Raw genomic sequence first — 21,327 nt, 5'->3', positions numbered from 1 at the left:
CCTGGTGACCGCGGGGCGGTCGGGTTGGGCTGAACCTATCAACCTGCCGTGGGGCAGGATGTCCGGGATGTCCATCACACCTCCCCCCTCCCCAGACCACTCGTCGGCCCCCGCGCCGGCGCCCCGCCTGCCGTCGCGCGAAGAGGTACGCCGCGCTCCCAAGGTCCTCCTGCACGACCACCTCGACGGTGGGCTGCGGCCGCAGACCGTGGTCGAGCTCGCCGCCGAGGTGGGCCACGAGCTGCCGGCCGCGGAAGCCGAGGCCCTCGGCGCCTGGTTCACCCAGTCCGCGGACTCCGGCAGCCTGGAGCGCTACCTGGAGACCTTCGACCACACCGTGGCGGTCATGCAGACCGCCGCGTCGCTGACCCGGGTGGCGCGCGAGTGCGTGGAGGACCTGGCGGCGGACGGGATCGTCTACGCCGAGGTGCGCTACGCCCCCGAGCAGCACGGCGAGGCAGGTCTGACCCTGGACGAGGTGGTGGCCGCGGTGCAGGCCGGCTTCGACGCCGGGGTGGCCGCCGCGGACGGGCGCATCGTGGTCCGCCAGCTGCTGACCGCGATGCGGCACCAGGCACGCTCGATGGAGATCGCCGAGCTGGCCGTGGCCTGGCGCGACCGCGGGGTCGCGGGCTTCGACATCGCCGGCGCGGAGGCGGGGTTCCCGCCCACCCGGCACCTCGACGCCTTCGAGTACCTGCAGCGGGAGAACAGCCACTTCACCATCCACGCCGGTGAGGGCTTCGGGCTGCCGTCGATCTGGGAGGCGATCCAGTGGTGCGGGGCGGACCGGTTGGGTCACGGCGTGCGCATCATCGACGACATCCGCGTCGCGGACGACGGATCGGTCCGCCTCGGACCGCTCGCCGCCTACGTCCGGGACAAGCGGATCCCGCTCGAGATGTGCCCCGCCTCCAACGTGCAGACCGGCGCGGTGGCCTCCATCGCCGAGCACCCGATCGGCCTGCTCACCCGGCTCCGGTTCCGGGTGACGGTCAACACCGACAACCGGCTGATGAGCGGCACCTCGATGACCGCGGAGATGTTCGACCTGGTGGAGGCGTTCGACTACTCCCTGAGCGACCTGCGCTGGTTCACGCTCAACGCGATGAAGTCGGCGTTCCTGCCGTTCGACCAGAGGCTGGAGATCATCGACCGGGTGATAAAGCCCGGGTACGACGCCCTCCTGAGCTGAGCAGGGCTGAGCTCAGGTCGACGCAGGCAGCACCACGAACCACGGGACCGCCCAACCCTGGGTCAGGGACCCCGTGACCAGCTCCTGGGCGCGGAGCCGTCGGGCCCGGCCCAGGGCCGGGTCGTAGACCGACAGCGGGTCCCCGGGCTGGGGGCCGGCCCCGGTCACCAGCAGCACGTGGCGCGGCAGCCTCGAGGTGCCGACGTACAGCGGGACGGGGTGGCCGGCAAGCACCGCGGCGCGGACCGCGGCCAGGAGACGGCGGCGACGGTGGGGCCAGAGCGCCCGTACCACGTGCGGCACCCCGGTCCGCCCGGACAGCTGTCGGGCCACCGCCCAGGGAGGGGTGCCCACCGCACGCCACCACGGCAGCTGGGGGCGTCCCGCCACGTCGACGGCCGAGGTGACGCGTCGATGCATGGCCAGCACCTCGGCGGCGAAGCGGGGACGACCACCGGCCACCAGCCGACGGGCGTACCGCTCGTTGCCGAGCGCCTCCGCGAGCACGAGGACCGCCGCGCCGCAGGAGCGCTGATCGGGCTGCCGCAGGTCCAGCCGGGCGAGCTCGCCGCCCCAGCGTCCGGTCACCGTGGCTCCAGCTGGGTTCCCACGACCATCTGGGAGACCTCGTCGAAGGCCTCGTCGGGACGGACCGGGCGGCAGCCGCGGGAGACGGCGTGCTCGACCACGCGGCGCTGGTCGCGCAGCAGCGCCGTACCTCGGCGCAGCAGCACCAGTGGCGGCTTGCGGTGCTCGCGCAGGTCCCGGGTCAGCCGACGCCAGAAGGTCAGCACCGGATGCTGGCGCACGCAGAACGCGGCGGCGAGGAGGTCCTGGTCGCGGCAGGAGGGGACCACCTCGGCGGCGAAGATGCCCTCGGCGACGAACAGCCGGTGGCCTTCCAGGCGCAGCGTGCGGGTGCCGATCGAGGCGTTGTGGGGGATGGAGTAGACCGGCACCTCGGCCACCCCCGCTTGGCACAGCGCCTCGACGGCGTCCAGGGCCGCCTGCAGGTGCCATGACGCGGGGTCGTCCCAGTCGATGAGCCCAGCATTGGCGCCACCCTGGATGCGTGGGAGGGTGTGGTCCTCTCCGGACTTGTAGAAGTCGTCGAGGCGCAGGACAGGGAGTCCGAGGCGCTCTGCGAGTCGGGACTTGCCGGCACCGGAGGGGCCGGCGAGGACGATGGCTCGAGCATGCACCCCGACAGTCTGCCCGACGGTGTGCCAGCAAAGGATGTCGCCGGTGCCTCCCCGCACGTATCCTCGGGTCGAGAGCACTTACTTGTCGGTAATTTGAAGGGGCCACTGCCATGCGTGCTGGACGCCATGTGCAAGACGTCGAGGAGAAGGGCGCGTCGCCGGTCCTCCTCGTCGGAGCCCTTCTGGCGGTCATCGCGGCGGTCGGCTGGCTGACCATGGGCGGCCCGCTCAAGGGCGAGGAGGCCTCCGCCGGCAGCTGTCAGGAGCCCTTCGACGTCAAGATCAGCGTGGTGCCCGCCTTGCGGCCCGCCCTGGACCAGGCGCTCGAGGCCATCTCCCCGGAGAACACCTGCGCGCAGGTGGAGGTGGTCGAGGAGAGCCCGGCAGCAACGTCGAGCTCGTTCGCGAAGAACGAGGGCCCCGACCTGTGGTTCGCCGACTCCAGCGTGCGCCTCAGCCGGCTGGCCACCTCCGGGGTGAGCACCGCCCTGCTCCAGGAGTCCCTGGCCAGCTCCCCGGTGGGGCTCGCCACCGGGCCCACCGCCCAGGGCCCGGCGTCCTGGCGCGCCGCGCTGACCTCGGGACGGCTGCTGCTCAACGACCCGACCGTGGACGCCGCGTCCGCGCTGGCGCTCACCTCCGCGATGGCCGAGGCGCTCGAGAAGGGCTCCGACCCCGTCGAGGCGCAGCTCTCGATGATCCCGCAGGCGCAGAAGTTCGGCGCCCGCCTGGTCGACGGGCCGGTCAAGTCCGTGGACCTGGCCGACATCGACGTGGACGAGACCCAGCTGGTGCCGGTCTCGGAGCAGACCTTCCTGGAGGCGCGCAAGACCAATGCCTCGCTGACCCTGGTCTCGGCCGGCACCTCCGCCCCGGTGCTCGACTTCCCCCTGGCCGGCGCCTGGGACAGCAACAGCACGCTCAAGGAGTACGGCCAGGTCCTGGCCGACTGGTTCACCAGCGAGGACGGGCTGCGGACCCTGGACGGGCTCGGCCTGCGCGGGCCGGACCTGGCCCCCCTGACCCAGGCGAGCGGACTCGGTGAGGTCACCGCGGACGAGCCGCCGTCGGAGGACCTGGTGCTGCGCACCCTCGGCGGGTGGCAGGTGCTGAGCGTGCCGTCCTCGATCCTGGCCGTCTTCGACGCCTCGGGGTCGATGGACTTCCCGGCGGGCGGGGGCGAGACCCGGATGCAGCTGGCCTCGGAGGCCGCGGTCACGGCACTGGACCTGTTCCCCCGGCACGCCAAGGTCGGCATGTGGGCGTTCTCCATCAACCAGGGTGGGAACGGCCAGGACTGGCGGCAGCTGGCGCCCACCAAGCGACTCAACGAGCAGAGCCAGGGACAGTCGCACTACGACTACCTCAGGGACCGCATCCCCACCCTGCTCTCGATCACCCAGGGCGGGACGGGGCTCTACGACACCACGATCGACGCCTATCGGGCGGCGGTGAAGGACTACGACAAGAACTACTTCAACGCCGTGATCCTGCTCAGCGACGGCGCGAACGACGACCCCGGTTCGATCAGCCTGCCCAAGCTGCTGCAGGAGCTGAAGGAGTCGGCCGACCCGTCCCGGCCGGTGCGCATCATCTCGGTGGGGATCGGCACAGACGCCGACATGCCGTCACTGCGTCGGATCTCCGAGGCCACCGGGGGCCAGGCGTTCCTCGCCGAGGACCCCCGCGACATGCTCGACGTGTTCGCCAAGGCACTGCTGTCCCGCTAGGGAGCCGTCCCGGGCGGGTGGAGCCGCGGTTCAGGCGGCCCCACGTTCAGATGCCGATCGGGTGCCAGACGGTCTTGGTCTCCAGGAACGTCGTCATCCGGTCGATGCCCTGGTCGGCGTACCAGTCGGGCTCGGCAGCGGGCGCGCGCAGCACCCGCTTGAGGTTCTCCGCCGCCGCGACCTCGTAGGCCGTCGCGGCCTCGGGGTCGCCCGCGACGCCGGTCAGGTCGACGGCGTTGACGTCCATGTGCTCAGCCAGCCAGGGCGCGGTGCCGGCGTACGGGCCGGTGAGGATGTTGACCACGCCGCCGGGCACGTCCGAGGTGGCCAGCACCTCGGCGAACGTCACCGCCGGGAGCGGCCGCGCCTCGGAGCTGAGCACCACCGCAGTGTTGCCGGTGACGATGACCGGGGCGATCACCGAGACCAGCCCCAGCAGCGAGGACTGCTGCGGTGCCACCACCGCGACCACGCCGGTGGGCTCGGGGGAGGAGAGGTTGAAGTAAGGGCCGGCGACCGGGTTGGCGCTGCCCACGACCTGGGTGATCTTGTCCGCCCAGCCGGCGTACCAGACCAGGCGGTCGATGGACTCGTCGACGACCTGGTCGGCCTGCTTGGCACTGAGGCCCTCGGACTGACGGACCGTCTCGACGAACTGCGGACGTCGGTCCTCCATCACCTCCGCGATCCGGTAGACGATCTGTGCGCGGTTGTACGCCGTCCGCGACGACCATCCGGCGAACGCCTTGCGCGCGTGGGTCACCGCGTCGCGGGCGTCCTTGCGCGAGGCCAGGGCTGCGTTGGCCACGAAGGTCCCCTTCGAGTCGTTGACGACGTAGGAGTAGCCCGACTCGGACCGGGGGAACGCCCCGCCGATGTAGAGCTTCCAGGTCTTGCGCACCGCGGCGCGGCCGTTGTTGGTCGTGCTCACTTGAGGTACCCCTCCAGTCCGTGGCGGCCGCCCTCGCGGCCGTAGCCCGACTCCTTGTAGCCGCCGAACGGCGACGTGGGGTCGAACTTGTTGAACGTGTTGGCCCACACCACACCGGCGCGCAGCTGGTTGGCGGCCCACAGGATGCGCGAGCCCTTGTCGCTCCACACCCCGGCCGAGAGGCCGAAGGGGGTGTTGTTGGCCTTCTCGATCGCCTCGGTGGGCGTGCGGAACGTCAGGACCGACAGCACCGGGCCGAAGATCTCCTCCCGCGCGATGCGGTGTGCCTGGGAGACGCCGGTGAAGATGGTCGGCGGGAACCAGAAGCCCTTGCTCGGCAGGTCGCTGGAGACCTGCCAGCGCTCGGCGCCCTCGCTGTCGCCGACCTCGGCCAGCTCGCGGATCCGCGAGAGCTGCTCGCTGGAGTTGATGGCGCCCACGTCGGTGTTCTTGTCCAGGGGGTCGCCCATGCGCAGCGTCGCCATGCGGCGCTTGAGGCGGGCGAGCAGGTCCTCGGCGATGCTCTCCTGCACCAGCAGGCGGGAGCCGGCGCAGCAGACGTGGCCCTGGTTGAAGAAGATGCCGTTGACGATGCCCTCGACGGCCTGGTCGATCGGAGCGTCGTCGAAGACGATGTTGGCGGCCTTGCCGCCCAGCTCCAGGGTGGCCCGCTTGTCGGTGCCGGCGATCGTCCGGGCGATGTCCCGACCGACCGCGGTGGATCCGGTGAAGGCCACCTTGTCGACGTCGGGGTGCGCGACCAGCAGTCGGCCGGTCTCGCCGGCGCCGGTCACGATGTTGACCACCCCGGGCGGAAGGTCGGCCTGCTGGCAGATCTCGGCGAAGAGCAGCGCGCTCAGGGGCGTCGTCTCGGCGGGCTTGAGCACCACCGTGTTGCCGGCCGCCAGCGCCGGAGCGATCTTCCAGGCCAGCATCAGCAGCGGGAAGTTCCAGGGGATGACCTGCCCGGCGACCCCCAGCGGGCGCGGGTCCCGGTTGCCCGGGACGGCGTACTCGAGCTTGTCGGCCCAGCCGGCGTAGTAGAAGAAGTGCGCGGCCGCGGTGGGGACGTCGACGTCGCGGCTCTCCCGGATCGGCTTGCCGTTGTCGATCGACTCCAGGACGGCCAGCTCGCGGGCCCGCTCCTGGATGATCCGGGCGATCCGGTAGAGGTACTTGGCCCGCTCCCGGCCGCTCATCCGCGACCAGACGCGGGTGTAGGCGCGGCGGGCGGCCCGCACCGCGGCGTCCACGTCGGACGCGTCGGCGGCTGAGACCTCGGCGAGCACCTCCTCGGTGGCCGGGTTGACCGTCTTGAACGAGGCTCCGTGACCGTCGACGAACTCCCCGTCGACGAACAGGCCGTAGGAGGGCCGGATGTCGAGGATCGCTCGGGACTCGGGAGCGGGGGCGTAGTCGAACAACGCCGCGGGCGTGGTGGCTTCGGGAACCTTGACCATGGGTGTGTGCTTCCTCAGTGACTCAGTCGAGGGTGAAGTAGTCGGGGCCGGAGTAGCGGCCCGTCGTCATCTTGGTGCGCTGCATCAGCAGGTCGTTGAGCAGCGTGGAGGCCCCGAAGCGGAACCAGGCCGGGTCGAGCCAGTCCGGGCCGCAGGTCTCGTTGACCATCACCAGGTACTTGATGGCGTCCTTGCTGGTCCGGATGCCGCCGGCGGGCTTCACCCCGACCATCTGCCCGGTCTGCTCACGGAAGTCCCGCACCGCCTCGGCCATGATCAGCGTGACCGGCAGGGTGGCAGCGGGCTGGACCTTGCCGGTGGAGGTCTTGATGAAGTGGGCGCCGGCCATCATCGCCAGCCAGCTGACCCGACGGACGTTGTCGTAGGTCTGCAGCTCGCCGGTCTCGAAGATGACCTTCAGGTGGGCCTCGGTGCCGTCGGGGCGCACGCAGGCCTCACGGGTGGCCACGATCTCCTCGAAGACCGACAGGTAGCGCCCGGAGAGGAACGCGCCCCGGTCGATCACCATGTCGATCTCGTCGGCGCCGGCGGCGACGGCGGTCCGGGTGTCGGCCAGCTTGACCTCCAGCGCGGCCCGCCCACTGGGGAAGGCGGTCGCGACGGAGGCGACGTGCACGCCCGAGTCGCCCAGGGTCTCCTTGGCCACCGCGACCATGTCGGGGTAGACGCAGACCGCGGCGGCCGCGGGGCAGGTCGGGTCCGCGGGGTCCGGGCGCATCGCCTTGGACGACAGCGCGCGCACCTTGCCGGGGGTGTCCATGCCCTCCAGGGTGGTCAGGTCGACCATCCGGATCGCGAGGTCGAGGGCCTGGGCCTTGGCAGTGGTCTTGATCGACCGGGTGCCCAGGGTGGCGGCTCGCGCCTCACAACCGACCTGGTCGACGCCCGGGAGGCCGTGGAGGAAGCGGCGCAGCGAGGCCTCGGACCCGGTGACGTCGGCGAACGATGCGCCGATGTCTGGTCCTGCCTGGCCCGCGCTCGTCGTTGAGGCAGAAGTGGCTGTCACGCACCCAGCATAGAGTTGGCCGTGCTCAGGACGAGAACCCTGACGCCCCGGGCCGCCACGACGGAGGCCGCGCGGCTGGTCCGGCACCGGGCCGCAGGTGTGCTGCCGCCTCAGAGGCCGGCGGCGAGCTTCACGTCGTTCTTGAGGGCGTCCAGGCGGCCCGCGGCCGCGATCCTGGCCGCGTCCACGCCATCCTCGGGGGAGACCTCGATGACCACCTCGAGGTAGCACTTCAGCTTGGGCTCGGTGCCGCTGGGACGGACGATGACGCGGGCACCCTCGGCGAGGGTGTAGCGCAGTCCGTCGGTGGGCGGCAGCTCGGCCGACCCCAGGGCGAGGTCCTCGACGCGCTCCACGGCGAGGCCGCCCAGGGTGGTCGGCGGCGAGGTGCGCAACCGGTCCATCGTGGCGGCGATCTGCTCCAGCTCGGCGAAGCGCACCGAGAGCTGGTCGGTGGCGTGCAGGCCGTGCTCCACGGCGATGTCGTCGAGCAGGTCGGCCAGGGTGCGTCCCTCGGCCTTGGCGGCCGCGGCCACCGCGCACAGCAGCAGCAGCGCCGAGACGCCGTCCTTGTCGCGCACGTGCTCGGGGTCCACGCAGTAGCCCAGCGCCTCCTCGTAGCCGTAGGCGAGGCCCTCCAGCCGTCCGATCCACTTGAAGCCGGTGAGGGTCTCCTGGTAGGGCTGGCCCGCCTTCGCCGCCATCTTGCCCAGCAGCGAGGAGGAGACGATCGAGGTCGCGTAGACCCCTTGCTTGCCGCCGGCGAGCAGTCGCTGGGCCAGCAGCGCCCCGACCTCGTCACCACGCAGCATCCGCCAGCCGTGCGGGCCCTCGATCGCCGCGGCACAGCGGTCGGCGTCCGGGTCGTTGGCCACCACGATGTCGGCGTGCAGCCGGCCGGCGAGGGCGATGGCGAGGTCCATGGCGCCGGGCTCCTCGGGGTTGGGGAAGGCCACGGTGGGGAAGTCGGGGTCGGGCTGCTCCTGCTCGGGCACCACGTGGGTCTCGGAGAAGCCCGCGGTCTCCAGCACCTGCACCACCGAGGTGCCGCCGACGCCGTGCAGCGGGGTGTAGACGATCTCCAGCTCCCGGGGGCCGTCGTCCAGCAGGTCGGCGACGGTGTCGAGGTACCGGTCGACGAGCTCCTCGCCGACGACCGTCCCGCCGTTGCCGCGCGGTACGTCGGAGACGGCGCCGACGGCGGCGATCCGCTCCGCGATGTCGCTGTCGGCGGGCGGCACGATCTGGCTGCCGTCGCCGAGGTAGACCTTGTAGCCGTTGTCCTGCGGCGGGTTGTGGCTGGCGGTGACCATGACCCCGGCCACACAGCCGAGCTCACGGATCACGTAGGCCAGCAGGGGAGTGGGCAGAGGGCGCGGCAGGACCAGGGCCTTGAAGCCGGCGCCGCTCATCACCTCGGCGGTGTCGCGGGCGAAGACGTCGGAGTTGTGCCGTGCGTCGTAGCCGATCACCACCGGCGCGCCGCTGGGCGCACCCTGATCACGCAGGTAGGAGGCCAGCCCGGCCGCGGCGCGGATCACCACGACCCGGTTCATCCGGTTGGGTCCGGCGCCCAGCGCGCCGCGGAGCCCCGCGGTGCCGAACTCCAGGGTGCCGCGGAACCGGTCCGCCAGCTCGGCGGGGTCGCTGCCCGCCTCGACCTCGGCGATGATCGCCTCGAGCTCGGCCCGGGTCTGCTGGTCGGGATCCTGCGCCGCCCAGGTGCGGGCTCGGTCCAGGAGGGGGGCGGTCTCGGCGTCAGACGTCATGGCCGCACGTTAGCGCGGCCCGGTGAGGGGTGTGAGCCCCGACTTCGTCCGGGCGGCGCGGGCCGCCCGGACGACGTCGGGTCGAGGACCTGTCAGGACAGGTCTTCAGTACAGGGCTTCAGGACAGGGCTTCAGGACAGGGCGGCGAGGGCGGCGTCGTAGTCCGGCTCGGTGGTGATCTCGTCCACGAGCTGGGTGTAGGCCACGGTCCCGTCGGGGTTCACCACGACGACCGCGCGGGCCAGCAGGCCGGCCATCGGCCCGTCGGCCAGGGTGATGCCGTAGTCCTCGCCGAAGCTGGAGCGGAACGCCGAGCCCATCTTGACCTGGTCGATGCCCTCGGCGCCGCAGAAGCGCGCCTGGGCGAACGGCAGGTCCTTGGAGACGTTGACCACGGTGGTGTTGTCCAGGCTGGCGGCCAGCTCGTTGAACTTGCGCACGCTGGCGGCGCAGACGCCGGTGTCGACGCTGGGGAAGATGTTGAGGACGACGCGGGTGCCCTCGACATCGGCCGGGGTCAGCTGGGACAGGCCGGCGCCGACCAGCTCCCAGCCAGGTGCTGAGGTGCCGACGGCCGGCAGCTCGCCGACGGTGTGGACGGGGGATCCCTTGAGTGCTGTGGTTGCCATGCGGCCCATTGTCACATCCGGTGTCACGTCCGGGTCACGGTCGGGTCACGCTCGGGCACCGGCACCGGCAACGGCGGCGGCGCGGCGGTCTCAGCGGGCGAAGCGGTCCAGGTGCGTCGCGAGCTCGGCGAACACGGACTGGTTGTGGCTGAACGCCTGCTGCACCTCCGCGACCGCCTCGGCCTGCTGAGCGGGAGCCAGGTCGAGCCCGTCCAGACGGGCGCGGTAGACGTCCTTGTAGGTCTTGATCTTGGGGATCGACTCGAACCGGTACAGAGCCAGGCCGTGGCCGTCCCGGGCGAAGTCCCGGTCCAGGATGCGCCCGATGGCCTGTCCGCCGGAGAGGTCGCCCAGGTAGCGGGTGTAGTGGTGGGCCACGTAGCGCACCGGGTGGTCGAGCGTCCAGCGGATGCGCTCGGCGTACTCGACGGCCGCCCGGCCCTCGCAGGCCTGCTCTGCCTCGGCTCCGGTGGACCATGCGGCGAGGTCGGCGTCGATGGCACTCAGCCGGTCCAGCACCGGGTCGTGGAGCCTGCTGACGAGGGGGTCGGCGGCCAGGGCGCGTCCGGTCTCCTCCAGCGCGGCGTAGACAGCGCGCAGCGACCGGAGGTAGTTGACGTACCCCGCCTCGTTGATCCGCCCGCCCATCAGGTCGGAGATGAAGGTCGAGCTCTCCGCGGCGCTGTGCTGGGCCTGCGATCCCTCGCGCATCGCGACCGACAGGGGTGCCGCTGGGGCGTTGTCGAGGACGGTCATGGGTGTCTCCGGTCGTGTTCGAGTTCGCGGCCACTCGGTCCCGCGGTGCGGCCGAGTCACTCTGGTCGCACGGACCCCCGCCTGGGCGGGGCTTCATCGGGTTATGGGGGCATGCATGCCCCCATAACCGCAGGGAACCCCGCCTAGGCGGGGTTCCTGGCACCGGCCGGCAGATCAGGCCCGGGGCAGCGCGGGCCGGTAGAAGGCCTCGCCCGCGAACGGGCCTCCGACGTGCGCCGCCTCCGCCTCGTCCTCGGGACGGGGTGCGATGTCGTCGGCGTACGACGCGGCGTCGTCCTGGGGCTGGTACCCAAGCGCCCGACCCGGCTCCAGGTCCCACCAGGCGTCGGTGTTGGCGGAGATGCCGTAGAGCACCGCGAAGCCGGGGGCCGGGGTGGTCAGTGCGGCCTCCACCATCCGCACGCAGTCGTCGTGGGAGAGCCACGTCGACAGGTTGCGGACCGCCTCCGGGCGCGGGAGGAAGGAGCCGATGCGGCAGGCGACCGCGTCGATGCCGTAGCGGTCGGCGTACAGGCTCAGCACCGCCTCGGCGGCGACCTTGCCGACGCCGTAGAACGTGTCGGGCCGGGGCCTGGCGTCGGTGCCGACCAGGTCGCGGCGCGGGGTGCGGCCCACGGCGTGGTTGCTGGAGGCGTAGACGATCCGCCCCACCCGGTGGGCCACCATCGCGTCGAGCAGGGCAGCGGTGGTGATCACGTGCGAGGCCAGGGAGCCGGGCAGGTCCAGCTCGTCGGGATATCCCGCCAGGTGTACGACGGCGTCGAGCGGCTGGGCCTCGAAGGCCTCGTCGACGGCGTCGGGGTCGGTGCAGTCGACGACGTGCCAGGCCAGGTCGACGCCCTCCGGCGCGGGCGCCAGGTCGAGGCCGACGACCTCGTGGCCCAGGGCCTCCAGCCCGGCCGTCACCACCTGTCCGATCGACCCGGCGGCGCCGGTCACCAGGACGCGCATCAGATGCGGGGGACGACGCTGGTCAGGAGCTCGCCCATCCGGCTGGCCGCGGCCCGTCCGGTCTCCAGGACCTCGGCGTGGTTGAGCGGCTCGCCGCTGATGCCCGCCGCCAGGTTGGTGACCAGGCTGATGCCCAGCACCTCCATCCCTGCCTCGCGGGCCGCGATCGCCTCCAGCGTGGTGCTCATGCCGACCAGGTGCCCGCCGATGGCGCGGACCATGCCGATCTCGGCGGGCGTCTCGTAGTGGGGGCCGGGGAACTGGACGTAGACACCCTCGTCCAGCGTCGGGTCGACCTCGCGGCACAGGGCCCGCAGCCGGGCCGAGTAGAGGTCGGTGAGGTCGACGAAGTTCGCACCCTCGATGGGGGAGGTGGCGGTCAGGTTGATGTGGTCGCTGATCAGCACCGGCTGTCCGGGGTGAAGGACTCCTTCAGTCCGCCGCAGCCGTTGGTCAGCACGATGGCGCGGCATCCCGCGGCGGCCGCCGTACGGACCGGGTGGACGACCGCGCGCACGCCCTTGCCCTCGTAGAAGTGGGTGCGGGAGAGGAAGACCAGGACGTTGGAGTCCCCGACCTTGACGCTGCGCACCTTGCCCGAGTGCCCCACCACGCCGGCGGCGTGGAAGCCGGGGAGGTCGGTGGTGGCGATCTCGGCCGTGGCCGGTCCGAGCGCCTCGACTGCCGGCAGCCAGCCGGAGCCGAGCACCAGGGCGACGTCGTGGCTCTGCACGCCGGTGAGCTCACGCAGGGTCGAGGCGGCCTTGTCGGCCAGGGCGAGGGGATCGGTCTCGGTCACTCGCGTGATCCTAGGCAGCGGCCCACTGGTGGGGCCAGTCCTGAGGGTGCAGGCTGGGAGGGTGATCGATCACCTGGGCATCAACGTCACCGACCTGGCGCGCGCCAGCGCCTTCTACGACCGCGTCCTGGGGGCGCTGGGACACCGGCGGTTGATGGAGGAGGGTGTCGCGATCGGCTACGGGACCGAGCATCCGACCTTCTGGATCGGCACCTTCGAGGGCGTCGGCGCCAACCGCGAGGTGCACGTGGCGTTCGTCGCGCCGGACGCCGCCGCCGTCCGCGTCTGGTTCGCCGAGGCGGTCGCGGCTGGGGCCGAGGTGCTGCACGAGCCGCGCCTGTGGCCGGAGTACCACCCGGGCTACTACGCCGCTTTCGTCCGCGACACCGAGGGCAACAACATCGAGGCGTGCTGCCACGGCGGCGAGTAGGCCCTGGCATGGACGAGGATGGAGGCGTGTCGCTCCACCCCCGAGTCCAGCGCATGGCCGCTCTCGTGCCGCGGATGACGCTGCGCGACCGGTGCCTGGCAGTCGCGCGGCGGTGGCGGCAGCTGCTGCGCATGGGCGCCGCCTCGGCGGCGGCCTTCGCGATCTCCACCTACGTGCTCCATCACCAGCAGGCGTTCTTCGCACCGATCGCCGCCGTCATCGTGCTGGCCGCCGGGATGGGACTGCGGCGACGCATGCTGCTGGAGCTGGTCCTCGGCGTCGCGGTCGGGGTGCTGGTGGGCGAGATGCTGATCCTGGCGATCGGGCGCGGGGTCTGGCAGCTGGCGCTGGTGGTGGTGCTGGCCACCGCGGTGGCGATCTTCGTCGGCCTCAAGGGCGTGGCGATCACCCAGTCGGCCAACTCCGGGGCGCTGATGGCGGCGGTGGTCCCGGCGGCCGGCGCCGCCAACCCGGCCGTGACCCGCTTCCTCGACGCCCTGGTCGGCGGGCTGTGCGGGCTCGCGATGGTGCTGCTGCTGCCCCGCAACCCCACCCGCGACCTGGCCCAGGAGGTGCGCCCGCTGCTGGAGGAGCTGGTGCGTGTCCTGGACGGCACGGCCGAGGCGATGCGCACCGGTGACCCGGGGCTAGCCGAGGCGACCCTGGCGCAGGCCCGAGGTCTCCAGAGCCAGGTCAGCACGGCGCAGAACACGGCGGCGAACGTCGCCGAGGTGGCGGCGCTGTCCCCGGTGCGCTGGCGTCAGCGCACCGCGGTCGCCCGGTACGCCGACGTGCTGGCCGACGTCGACAACGCCATCCGCGACGCCCGGGTGCTGGCCCGCCGGCTGACCTCCATGCTGCGGATGGGGGAGGAGTGCTCGGAGCTGATGACCGCCTCGGTCGAGGCCCTGGCCCGGGGGGTCCGGATCTTCCAGTCCGACCTGTCGGGTCCCGGGATGCCTCAGGAGGCCCAGGACGAGCTGGTGAAGTCAGCGCGCCTGGCGGTGACGTCGTTGACCGGTCAGATGACCCTCAACCGCGCGGCGGTCGCGGCCCAGATCAGGTCGTTGGCCGCGGACCTGCTGTTCGCCGGCGGCATGACCCGCGACGAGCTGGACGTCCGGCTGAACTTCTAGGTCCGGCCGGGTCAGAGGCCGGTCGAGCGGCAGGGGCGCATCCGCAGCGCGCTGGTGTAGTCGTCCGGTGCCCCGGCCGCGTCGGCGGCGTCCGCGAGCACGCCGAGGTACGACGCACTCGGGAGGCCGCCCTCGTAGGCGTCGAGCACGTAGGCCCACACCACGAGCTCGCCGTTCATCGTGGAGACGCGGACCCGGGTCTTGCGGTAGAGGCCGGTGTCTGCGGACTCCCAGCCGTCCAGCGCCACCTCGTCCTCGTCGGTGACGTCGTAGACGGCCACGAAGACCTGCTCGACGGGGTCCTGCACGATGGTGGCCAGAGCACCGTCCCAGCCGTGCTCCTCGCCCCCGAAGGTGAGGCGCCACCCCGCGAGCCACCCGGTGCTGCGCAGCGGGGAGTGCGGACAGCGCTCACCCATGCGTGCGGGATCGAGGTTGGTGCCGTAGGCGGCGTACAGCGTCACGCGAGGCAGCGTATCGGGCGATCCGGGCCCTGCGCGCTCCGCCTCCGGCCAGGGCGGGAGCCCTTGTCGGGTGACGTGCCTCACAGGCATAGTCTGAGCCTGTGACTGACTCCCACTTCGACGTTGTTGTCCTCGGTGCCGGCCCCGGTGGGTATGTCGCCGCGATCCGCGCCGCCCAGCTCGGCAAGTCCGTGGCGGTGGTGGAGAAGCAGTACTGGGGCGGCGTGTGCCTCAACGTCGGATGCATCCCGTCCAAGGCGCTGCTCAAGAACGCCGAGCTCGCGCACCTGCTGGCCCACGACAAGGCCAAGTACGGCATCGAGGGCGACGCCACCATGTCCTTCGGGCCCACCCACAAGCGCTCGCGCCAGGTCAGTGCCGGCATCGTCAAGGGTGTCCACTTCCTGATGAAGAAGAACAAGATCACCGAGATCGACGGCTGGGGCACGATCACCTCGCCCACCTCGATCGACGTCGCGGGCAACGACGGCGCCACGTCCTCGGTGACCTTCGACAGCCTGATCATCGCGACCGGCGCCGAGGTCCGGATGCTGCCGGGCATGAGCGTCAGCAAGAACGTGGTGACCTACGAGGAGCAGATCCTCGACGAGAACCTGCCCTCCTCCATCATCATCGGCGGCTCCGGCGCGATCGGCGTCGAGTTCGCCTACGTGATGAAGAACTTCGGCGTGGACGTCACCATCGTGGAGTTCCTGGACCGGATGGTGCCCACCGAGGACGCCGACGTCTCCAAGGAGCTGCTCAAGCACTACAAGAAGCTCGGCGTCAAGGTGATGCTCTCCACCAGGGTCGAGAACGTCGAGGACACCGGGAACGGCGTCCGGGTCACCGTGAGCCCCGCCCAGGGCGGCGACTCCCAGGTGCTCGAGGCCGACAAGATGCTGGCCGCCTTCGGCTTCGCGCCCCGGCTCGAGGGCTACGGCCTGGACAAGATCGGCGTGGAGACCACCGACCGCGGCGCCATCGCCATCGACGGGCGGGGCCGTACCAACGTCGAGGGCGTCTATGCCATCGGTGACGTGACCGGCAAGATGATGCTGGCCCACGTGGCCGAGGCGATGGGCATCGTCGCCGCCGAGACGATCGCCGGCGCGGAGACCCAGGAGATCAACTTCGACATGATCCCGCGGGCGACCTACTGCCAGCCGCAGATCGGCTCGTTCGGCTACTCCGAGGCCCAGGCGAAGGAGCTCGGCTACGACGTCAAGACCGCCACCTTCCCGTTCAGTGCCAACGGCAAGGCCCAGGGGCTGGGTGAGACCGCCGGGTTCGTCAAGGTGGTCGCGGACGCCAAGTACAACGAGATCCTGGGCGCGCACATGATCGGCCCCGACGTCACCGAGCAGCTGCCGGCGCTGACCCTGGCCCAGCAGTGGGACCTGACCGCCGACGAGGTCGCGCGCAACATCTTCGCCCACCCGACGCTGTCGGAGGCCGTCAAGGAAGCCGTGCACGGCATCGCCGGTCACATGATCAACTTCTGATGGTGCCCACGAACCGGGTCGTCATCGTCGGCGGAGGCCCCGGCGGCTACGAGGCCGCCCACGTCGCCGCGCAGCTGGGTGCCCAGGTCACCGTCGTGGACAGCGACGGGATCGGCGGCTCGGCCGTCATCACCGACTGCGTGCCGTCGAAGACGCTGATCGCCACCGCCGAGGTGATGACCGAGGTCACCGACGCCGCCGAGCTCGGTGTCAGCTTCCGCGACGCCGAGGGCGACTCCGCAGCCACCGTGGTGGTCGACCTGGCCCGGGTCAACGCCCGGGTCAAGGCCTTGGCCGCCGAGCAGTCGGCCGACATCCAGCGCCGCCTGGAGCGGGACGGGGTGCGGGTGGTGCACGGCCGCGGGCGGCTCGCCGGCCCGCAGCAGGTCGTCGTACAGCTGGCGGGCGGGGGCGCCGAGATCCTGGATGCCGACGCCGTCCTGGTGGCCACCGGTGCGGCGCCGCGCACGTTGCCCACCGCGCAGCCCGACGGCGAGCGGATCCTGACCTGGGAGCAGGTCTACGACCTCACCGAGGTCCCGACCAGCCTGGTGGTGGTGGGCTCGGGGGTCACCGGCGCGGAGTTCGCCTCCGCCTACCTGGCCCTCGGCATCCCCGTCACCCTGGTCTCCTCCCGCGACCGGGTCCTGCCCGGCGAGGACGCGGACGCCTCGGCGGTGCTCGAGCAGGTGGCGGTACGCCGGGGCATGAACGTGCTGTCGAAGTCGCGGATGGAGTCGGTCACCCGGGACGGCGACGTGGTCACGGTGACCCTCACCGACGGGCGCACCGTGCAGGCCTCGCACTGCGTGCTCGCCCTGGGCTCGGTGCCCAAGACCGAGGACCTGGGGCTCGCCGAGGCGGGCGTCCTGGTCGACGAGGGCGGCTTCATCCGGGTGGACCGGGTCTCGCGCACCTCCGCCCGGGGCGTGTACGCCGCGGGCGACTGCACCGGCGTGCTGATGCTCGCCTCGGTGGCCGCGATGCAGGGTCGGATCGCGATGTGGCACTTCTTGGGGGACGCGGTCGCGCCGCTGGACCTCAAGCAGGTCTCCTCCAACGTCTTCACCGCACCGGAGATCGCCACCGTGGGCTGGTCGCAGCAGGCGGTGGACAACCAGGAGATCGAGGCGGAGGTGGTGATGCTGCCGCTGGCCGGCAACGCCCGCGCCAAGATGCAGGGGGTCAAGGACGGGTTCGTGAAGCTCTTCTGCCGTCCCGGCACGGGCATCGTGGTGGGTGGCGTGGTCGTCGGGCCGCGGGCCAGTGAGTTGATCCACCCGGTCTCGCTGGCGGTGGCGCAGTCGTTGACCGCCGACCAGCTCGCGGCCGCGTTCACCGTCTATCCCTCGATGAGCGGCTCCATCGCCGAGGCCGCCCGCCGGTTGCACCGCGTGTGAGCTCTCGGCGATGAGCTCGGGGCCCCATCTGGACCTGCCGGAGCGTGAGCTGTCGTGGCGCTTCTCCCGCTCCTCGGGGCCCGGCGGGCAGCACGTCAACACCACCGACACCCGGGTCGAGCTCAGCTGGTCCCTGACCGAGACCGAGGTGCTGAGCCCGGAGCAGAAGGAACTGGTCGCGCAGCGGCTCCGAGGGCGGCTGGTCGACGGCACGCTCACCGTCAGCTCCTCGCAGTACCGCTCCCAGCACCGCAACCGGGAGGCGGCCAAGGCACGGTTGACCGAGCTCGTCGCCCAGGCGCTGGTCCCGGAGAAGAAGCGCCGCCCCACCCGCCGGACCAGGGGCTCGGTGGAGCGGCGGCTCACGGCCAAGAAGCGGCGCGGCGACACCAAGCAGGGCCGCAGCGGCTCCTGGGAGTGAGCCGCACCCGCTGATCCTGGCGGTTGCTAACCGAGCACCAGGAGCAGGTCCCCGCCCTGCACCTGTCGGGTCTGGTCCACCACGACGCGCGTCACCCGGCCGGCCAGCGGGGCGGTGATGGCGGCCTCCATCTTCATCGCCTCGATGGTGGCGACCGGATCACCGGCGGCCACCTCGTCGCCGACGGCGACCAGCACGGTGGCGGCTCCCTGGAAGGGTGCGGCGACCTGGCCGGGGGTGCCGGCGTCGGCCTTCTCGGCGGCGGTGACGTCGGCGGCGACGCTGGTGTCCCGGACCGCCACCGGGCGCAGCTGCCCGTCCAGGGTCGCCATCACCGTGCGGTAGCCGCGCTCGTCCGGCTCGCCGACCGCCTGCAGGCCGAAGAGCACGCTCTTGCCCTCGGCCAGCTCCACCTCCGTCTCCTCGCCCTGCCGCAGCCCGTAGAGATAGCTGATGGTGGGCAGCACCGAGAGGTCGCCGTAGGTCTCCCGGGCCCGCGTGAACTCGGCGACGGGGCCGGGGAAGAGCAGCTCGTTGAGCGTCTGTCGCGGACGCCGTGCCAGGTTGCCCCGCTGCTCCTTGGTGAGACTCTCGGTGGGCTTGCGCCAGGTGCGCCCGGCCAGCGCGCGGGTGCGGAAGGGCTCGGGCCAGCCACCGGGCGGGTCGCCGAGCTCGCCGTTGAGGAACCCGACCACCGAGTCGGGGATGTCGAAGCGGGCCGGGTCCTCGGCGAACTCCGCCGGGTCGGCGCCGACCGCCACCAGGTGCAGGGCGAGGTCGCCGACCACCTTCGAGGAGGGAGTCACCTTGACGATGTCGCCCAGGATCGCGTTGGCCGCGGCGTACATGTCCTCGATCTGTTCGAACTTCTCCCCGAGGCCCAGGGCGATGGCCTGCTGCCGCAGGTTCGACAGCTGCCCGCCCGGGATCTCGTGGGTGTAGACCCGCCCGGTCGGGGCGGGCAGGCCCGACTCGAAGGGGGCGTAGACGCGGCGGGTGGCCTCCCAGTAGGGCTCGAGCGCGCACGCCGCGGCCAGCGAGAGCCCGGTCTCCCGGTCGGAGTGGTCGGTCGCCGCGACCAGCGCCGACAGGGACGGCTGGGAGGTGGTGCCGGCCATCGCGGCGCACGCCACGTCGACGGCGTCCACGCCCGCGTCGATGGCGGCGAGCAGCGTCCCCAGCTGGCCGCCGGTGGTGTCGTGGGTGTGCAGGTGCATGGGAAGCTCGAACCGGTCCCGCAGCGCGGTCACCAGGGTCCGTGCGGCCGGGGCCCGCAGCAGCCCCGCCATGTCCTTGATCGCCAGCACGTGCGCGCCCGCCTCGACGATCCGCTCGGCGAGGCGCAGGTAGTAGTCCAGGGTGTAGAGCCGCTCCTGGGGCGAGGAGAGGTCGCCGGTGTAGCACAGCGCCACCTCGGCGACCGTGCTGCCGGTGGCCCGGACGGCCTCGATCGCGGGCCGCATCTGGTCCACGTCGTTGAGGGCGTCGAAGATCCGGAAGACGTCGATCCCGCCGGTCGCCGCCTCCTGGACGAAGGCGTCGGTGACCTCGCTCGGGTACGGCGTGTAGCCGACGGTGTTGCGGCCGCGCAGCAGCATCTGCAGGCAGACGTTGGGCACAGCCTGGCGCAGGGCGTCGAGCCGCTCCCACGGGTCCTCGCCCAGGAACCGCAGGGCCACGTCGTACGTCGCGCCGCCCCAGGCCTCCACCGACCACAGGCCGGGGGTGAGGCGGGCGACGTGGCCCGCGGCCTGCACCAGGTCGCGGGTGCGGACCCGGGTGGCGAGCAGGGACTGGTGGGCGTCGCGGAACGTGGTGTCGGTGACCGCCACCCCGGACCGGCTGCGCAGCTCGGCGGCGAAGGCCTCCGGGCCCAGGGTGAGCAGCTGCTGCCGGGTCCCCTCTGGTGCCGGCACGCCCAGGTCGGTGGCCGGCAGCTTGGCGGCGGGGTCGACCTGGACCGGCGAGGGCCCGAACGGCTGGTTCACCGTCACCTCGGCGAGGTGGGAGAGCAGCTTGGTGCTCACGTCCGCGTTGGCCCGGGTGGTGAGCAGCGCGGGGTGGTCGGCGATGAAGGAGGTGGTCACGTTCCCGGCGACGAAGTCGGGGTCGGCGAGCACGGCCTGGAGGAAGGCGAGGTTGGTGGTCACGCCCCGGATCCGGAACTCCGCCAGCGCCCGCCGCGCCTTCTGCACCGCCAGCTCGTGGGTGCGGCCGCGGCAGGTGAGCTTGGCCAGCATCGAGTCGAAGTGGGCGCTCACCTCGGCGCCGGTGTAGGTGGTGCCGCCGTCGAGCCGGACCCCGGCGCCGCCGGGGGAGCGGTAGGTGGTGATCATCCCGGTGTCGGGACGGAAGTCGTTGGCGGGGTCCTCGGTGGTGATGCGGCACTGGAGCGCCGCGCCGCGCAGCGTCAGCGTCTCCTGGCTCAGCCCGAGGTCGGCGAGGCTCTCGCCGGCGGCGATGCGCATCTGGGACTGCACGAGGTCGACGTCGGTGACCTCCTCGGTGACGGTGTGCTCGACCTGGATGCGGGGGTTCATCTCGATGAAGACGTAGTTGCCGGCGCGGTCGAGGAGGAACTCCACGGTGCCGGCGTTGCGGTAGCCGATCGAGCGGGCGAACCGCACGGCATCGGCACACATCCGCTCGCGCAGCGCCGGGTCCAGGTGCGGGGCGGGCGCGATCTCCACCACCTTCTGGTGCCGCCGCTGCACCGAGCAGTCCCGCTCGAACAGGTGCATGACCTCGCCCCGCGCGTCCGCGAGGACCTGGACCTCGATGTGCCGCGGGTCCGCCACGGCCTGCTCGATGAAGACGGTCCCGTCCCCGAAGGCGCCCTCGGCCTCGCGCATGCAGACCGCGATGGCAGCCGGCAGGTCCCCGGGTCGGTCGACCCGGCGCATGCCGCGCCCGCCGCCGCCGGCCACGGCCTTGACGAAGAGCGGGTAGGTCAGGTGGGCGGCGCTCTCCACCAGGGTCGTCACGTCCTTGGAGGGCGGCACGCTGGCCAGCGTCGGGACGCCGGCGGCGCGGGCCGCGGCGATGGCGCGCGACTTGTCGCCGGTCAGGGTCAGCACGTCTGCCCCGGGCCCGATGAAGGCGATCCCGGCGTCGACGCACGCCTCGGCCAGCGCCGGGTTCTCCGAGAGGAAGCCGTAGCCGGGGTAGACCGCGTCGGCGCCCGAGCGCAGGGCCACCTCGACGATGGCGCGCGGGTCGAGGTAGGCGCGGACCGGGTGGCCGCGCTCGCCGATCTCGTAGGCCTCGTCCGCCCGCAGCCGGTGCTCGGAGCCGCGGTCCTCGTACGGGAAGACGGCCACGGTCCGGGCGCCGACCTCGTAGGCGGCACGGAACGCCCGGATGGCGATCTCGCCCCGGTTGGCCACCAGCACCTTGGAGAACATGGACAAACGGTAGTCGCGCGGGGCTCGTGATCGGCCTGTGAGCCCGACGCGTGGGCGGGGACGAGAACTACAGATCGGTAGTTCCCGGGATCCGGTT

At 72.0% G+C, this 21,327-nt stretch carries 18 protein-coding genes and 1 pseudogene; 7 read left to right on the top strand and 12 right to left on the bottom strand.

Annotated features, from left to right (window positions below):
- Window positions 1–67: 67 nt before the first annotated feature.
- Entirely contained in the window at window positions 68–1,195 is a 1,128-nt protein-coding gene (locus tag C0R66_RS13325) for an adenosine deaminase (protein WP_101525109.1), read from the top strand.
- Between the two features lie 12 nt (window positions 1,196–1,207).
- Here the strand turns inward: C0R66_RS13325 and C0R66_RS13320 are convergent, their stop codons facing one another.
- On the bottom strand, window positions 1,208–1,783 hold the full coding sequence (locus tag C0R66_RS13320; protein WP_101525108.1) for a hypothetical protein: 576 nt from the start codon (window positions 1,781–1,783) through the stop codon (window positions 1,208–1,210).
- The gene (locus tag C0R66_RS13315) at window positions 1,780–2,397 is read right to left on the bottom strand and encodes an ATP-binding protein (RefSeq protein ID WP_101526246.1); all 618 of its coding nucleotides are present in this window, start codon (window positions 2,395–2,397) and stop codon (window positions 1,780–1,782) included. The genes C0R66_RS13320 and C0R66_RS13315 overlap by 4 nt, the downstream gene beginning before the upstream one ends.
- A 110-nt stretch (window positions 2,398–2,507) precedes the next feature.
- On the opposite strand from C0R66_RS13315, the gene C0R66_RS13310 reads away from it, so the two are divergent.
- Window positions 2,508–4,127 (top strand): substrate-binding domain-containing protein, encoded by a 1,620-nt coding sequence (locus C0R66_RS13310; RefSeq protein ID WP_101525107.1) that lies wholly within the window; start codon window positions 2,508–2,510, stop codon window positions 4,125–4,127.
- Window positions 4,128–4,173: 46 nt separating this feature from the next.
- On the opposite strand, the gene C0R66_RS13305 is transcribed toward C0R66_RS13310, so the two are convergent.
- The 8 genes and pseudogenes from C0R66_RS13305 to C0R66_RS13270 form a co-directional block, all read right to left on the bottom strand.
- Window positions 4,174–5,058 (bottom strand): aldehyde dehydrogenase family protein, encoded by an 885-nt coding sequence (locus C0R66_RS13305; RefSeq protein ID WP_101525106.1) that lies wholly within the window; start codon window positions 5,056–5,058, stop codon window positions 4,174–4,176.
- Window positions 5,055–6,518 carry an aldehyde dehydrogenase family protein gene (locus C0R66_RS13300; RefSeq protein ID WP_199286684.1) on the bottom strand — a complete coding sequence of 488 codons (1,464 nt, stop codon included), beginning with the start codon at window positions 6,516–6,518 and terminating at the stop codon, window positions 5,055–5,057. The genes C0R66_RS13305 and C0R66_RS13300 overlap by 4 nt, the downstream gene beginning before the upstream one ends.
- Before the next feature lie 22 nt (window positions 6,519–6,540).
- Window positions 6,541–7,545, bottom strand: coding sequence for a deoxyribose-phosphate aldolase (gene deoC / locus C0R66_RS13295; RefSeq protein WP_241901441.1), 1,005 nt, complete (start codon window positions 7,543–7,545; stop codon window positions 6,541–6,543).
- Window positions 7,546–7,655: 110 nt separating this feature from the next.
- A complete protein-coding gene (locus C0R66_RS13290) occupies window positions 7,656–9,314 on the bottom strand; it encodes a phospho-sugar mutase (RefSeq protein ID WP_101525105.1) in 1,659 nt (552 codons plus the stop codon).
- A gap of 131 nt (window positions 9,315–9,445) precedes the next feature.
- Entirely contained in the window at window positions 9,446–9,943 is a 498-nt protein-coding gene (gene tpx, locus C0R66_RS13285; protein ID WP_101526243.1) for a thiol peroxidase, read from the bottom strand.
- 90 nt (window positions 9,944–10,033) lie between these two features.
- Complete coding sequence (locus C0R66_RS13280; RefSeq protein WP_101525104.1) at window positions 10,034–10,699, bottom strand: biliverdin-producing heme oxygenase; 666 nt, start codon at window positions 10,697–10,699, stop codon at window positions 10,034–10,036.
- Between the two features lie 174 nt (window positions 10,700–10,873).
- On the bottom strand, window positions 10,874–11,671 hold the full coding sequence (locus C0R66_RS13275) for an NAD-dependent epimerase/dehydratase family protein (RefSeq protein ID WP_101525103.1): 798 nt from the start codon (window positions 11,669–11,671) through the stop codon (window positions 10,874–10,876).
- Window positions 11,671–12,470: pseudogene (locus tag C0R66_RS13270) on the bottom strand (purine-nucleoside phosphorylase). The gene C0R66_RS13275 and the pseudogene C0R66_RS13270 overlap by 1 nt, the downstream one beginning before the upstream one ends.
- A gap of 61 nt (window positions 12,471–12,531) precedes the next feature.
- Between C0R66_RS13270 and C0R66_RS13265 the strand changes: the two are divergent.
- Together C0R66_RS13265 and C0R66_RS13260 are read left to right on the top strand one after the other, a co-directional pair.
- The gene (locus tag C0R66_RS13265) at window positions 12,532–12,900 is read left to right on the top strand and encodes a VOC family protein (protein ID WP_101525102.1); all 369 of its coding nucleotides are present in this window, start codon (window positions 12,532–12,534) and stop codon (window positions 12,898–12,900) included.
- Between the two features lie 26 nt (window positions 12,901–12,926).
- Window positions 12,927–14,036, top strand: coding sequence for an FUSC family protein (locus C0R66_RS13260; protein ID WP_158648043.1), 1,110 nt, complete (start codon window positions 12,927–12,929; stop codon window positions 14,034–14,036).
- 11 nt (window positions 14,037–14,047) lie between these two features.
- On the opposite strand, the gene C0R66_RS13255 is transcribed toward C0R66_RS13260, so the two are convergent.
- Entirely contained in the window at window positions 14,048–14,500 is a 453-nt protein-coding gene (locus C0R66_RS13255) for a gamma-glutamylcyclotransferase (RefSeq protein WP_199286683.1), read from the bottom strand.
- Between the two features lie 101 nt (window positions 14,501–14,601).
- Here C0R66_RS13255 and lpdA point away from each other — a divergent pair, with 101 nt between their 5' ends.
- The 3 genes from lpdA to arfB are packed head-to-tail and all read left to right on the top strand — an operon-like array spanning window position 14,602 to window position 17,826.
- Window positions 14,602–16,005, top strand: coding sequence for a dihydrolipoyl dehydrogenase (gene lpdA, locus C0R66_RS13250; protein WP_101525099.1), 1,404 nt, complete (start codon window positions 14,602–14,604; stop codon window positions 16,003–16,005).
- Window positions 16,005–17,405, top strand: a complete 1,401-nt coding sequence (locus C0R66_RS13245; protein ID WP_101525098.1) for an NAD(P)H-quinone dehydrogenase — start codon at window positions 16,005–16,007, stop codon at window positions 17,403–17,405. The genes lpdA and C0R66_RS13245 overlap by 1 nt, the downstream gene beginning before the upstream one ends.
- A 10-nt stretch (window positions 17,406–17,415) precedes the next feature.
- Window positions 17,416–17,826, top strand: a complete 411-nt coding sequence (arfB, locus tag C0R66_RS13240) for an alternative ribosome rescue aminoacyl-tRNA hydrolase ArfB (protein ID WP_101525097.1) — start codon at window positions 17,416–17,418, stop codon at window positions 17,824–17,826.
- Between the two features lie 26 nt (window positions 17,827–17,852).
- Here arfB and C0R66_RS13235 read toward each other — a convergent pair whose 3' ends face one another.
- Window positions 17,853–21,230 carry a pyruvate carboxylase gene (locus C0R66_RS13235; protein WP_101525096.1) on the bottom strand — a complete coding sequence of 1,126 codons (3,378 nt, stop codon included), beginning with the start codon at window positions 21,228–21,230 and terminating at the stop codon, window positions 17,853–17,855.
- Between the last annotated feature and the right edge of the window lie 97 nt (window positions 21,231–21,327).

The organism is Nocardioides houyundeii, from assembly GCF_002865585.1.
Taxonomy (GTDB): Bacteria; Actinomycetota; Actinomycetes; order Propionibacteriales; family Nocardioidaceae; genus Nocardioides; species Nocardioides houyundeii.
This window is presented reverse-complemented; position numbering and strand designations above follow the sequence as displayed.

What these genes read in the sequence shown, in the direction of transcription:
- C0R66_RS13275 (WP_101525103.1), bottom strand. Translation starts at nt 11,671, where the DNA reads ATGCGCGTCCTGGTGACCGGCGCCGCCGGGTCGATCGGACAGGTGGTG.
- tpx (WP_101526243.1), bottom strand. Translation starts at nt 9,943, where the DNA reads ATGGCAACCACAGCACTCAAGGGATCCCCCGTCCACACCGTCGGCGAG.
- C0R66_RS13245 (WP_101525098.1), top strand. Translation starts at nt 16,005, where the DNA reads ATGGTGCCCACGAACCGGGTCGTCATCGTCGGCGGAGGCCCCGGCGGC.
- C0R66_RS13280 (WP_101525104.1), bottom strand. Translation starts at nt 10,699, where the DNA reads ATGACCGTCCTCGACAACGCCCCAGCGGCACCCCTGTCGGTCGCGATG.
- C0R66_RS13325 (WP_101525109.1), top strand. Translation starts at nt 68, where the DNA reads ATGTCCATCACACCTCCCCCCTCCCCAGACCACTCGTCGGCCCCCGCG.
- C0R66_RS13235 (WP_101525096.1), bottom strand. Translation starts at nt 21,230, where the DNA reads ATGTTCTCCAAGGTGCTGGTGGCCAACCGGGGCGAGATCGCCATCCGG.
- C0R66_RS13310 (WP_101525107.1), top strand. Translation starts at nt 2,508, where the DNA reads ATGCGTGCTGGACGCCATGTGCAAGACGTCGAGGAGAAGGGCGCGTCG.
- arfB (WP_101525097.1), top strand. Translation starts at nt 17,416, where the DNA reads ATGAGCTCGGGGCCCCATCTGGACCTGCCGGAGCGTGAGCTGTCGTGG.
- C0R66_RS13300 (WP_199286684.1), bottom strand. Translation starts at nt 6,518, where the DNA reads ATGGTCAAGGTTCCCGAAGCCACCACGCCCGCGGCGTTGTTCGACTAC.
- C0R66_RS13290 (WP_101525105.1), bottom strand. Translation starts at nt 9,314, where the DNA reads ATGACGTCTGACGCCGAGACCGCCCCCCTCCTGGACCGAGCCCGCACC.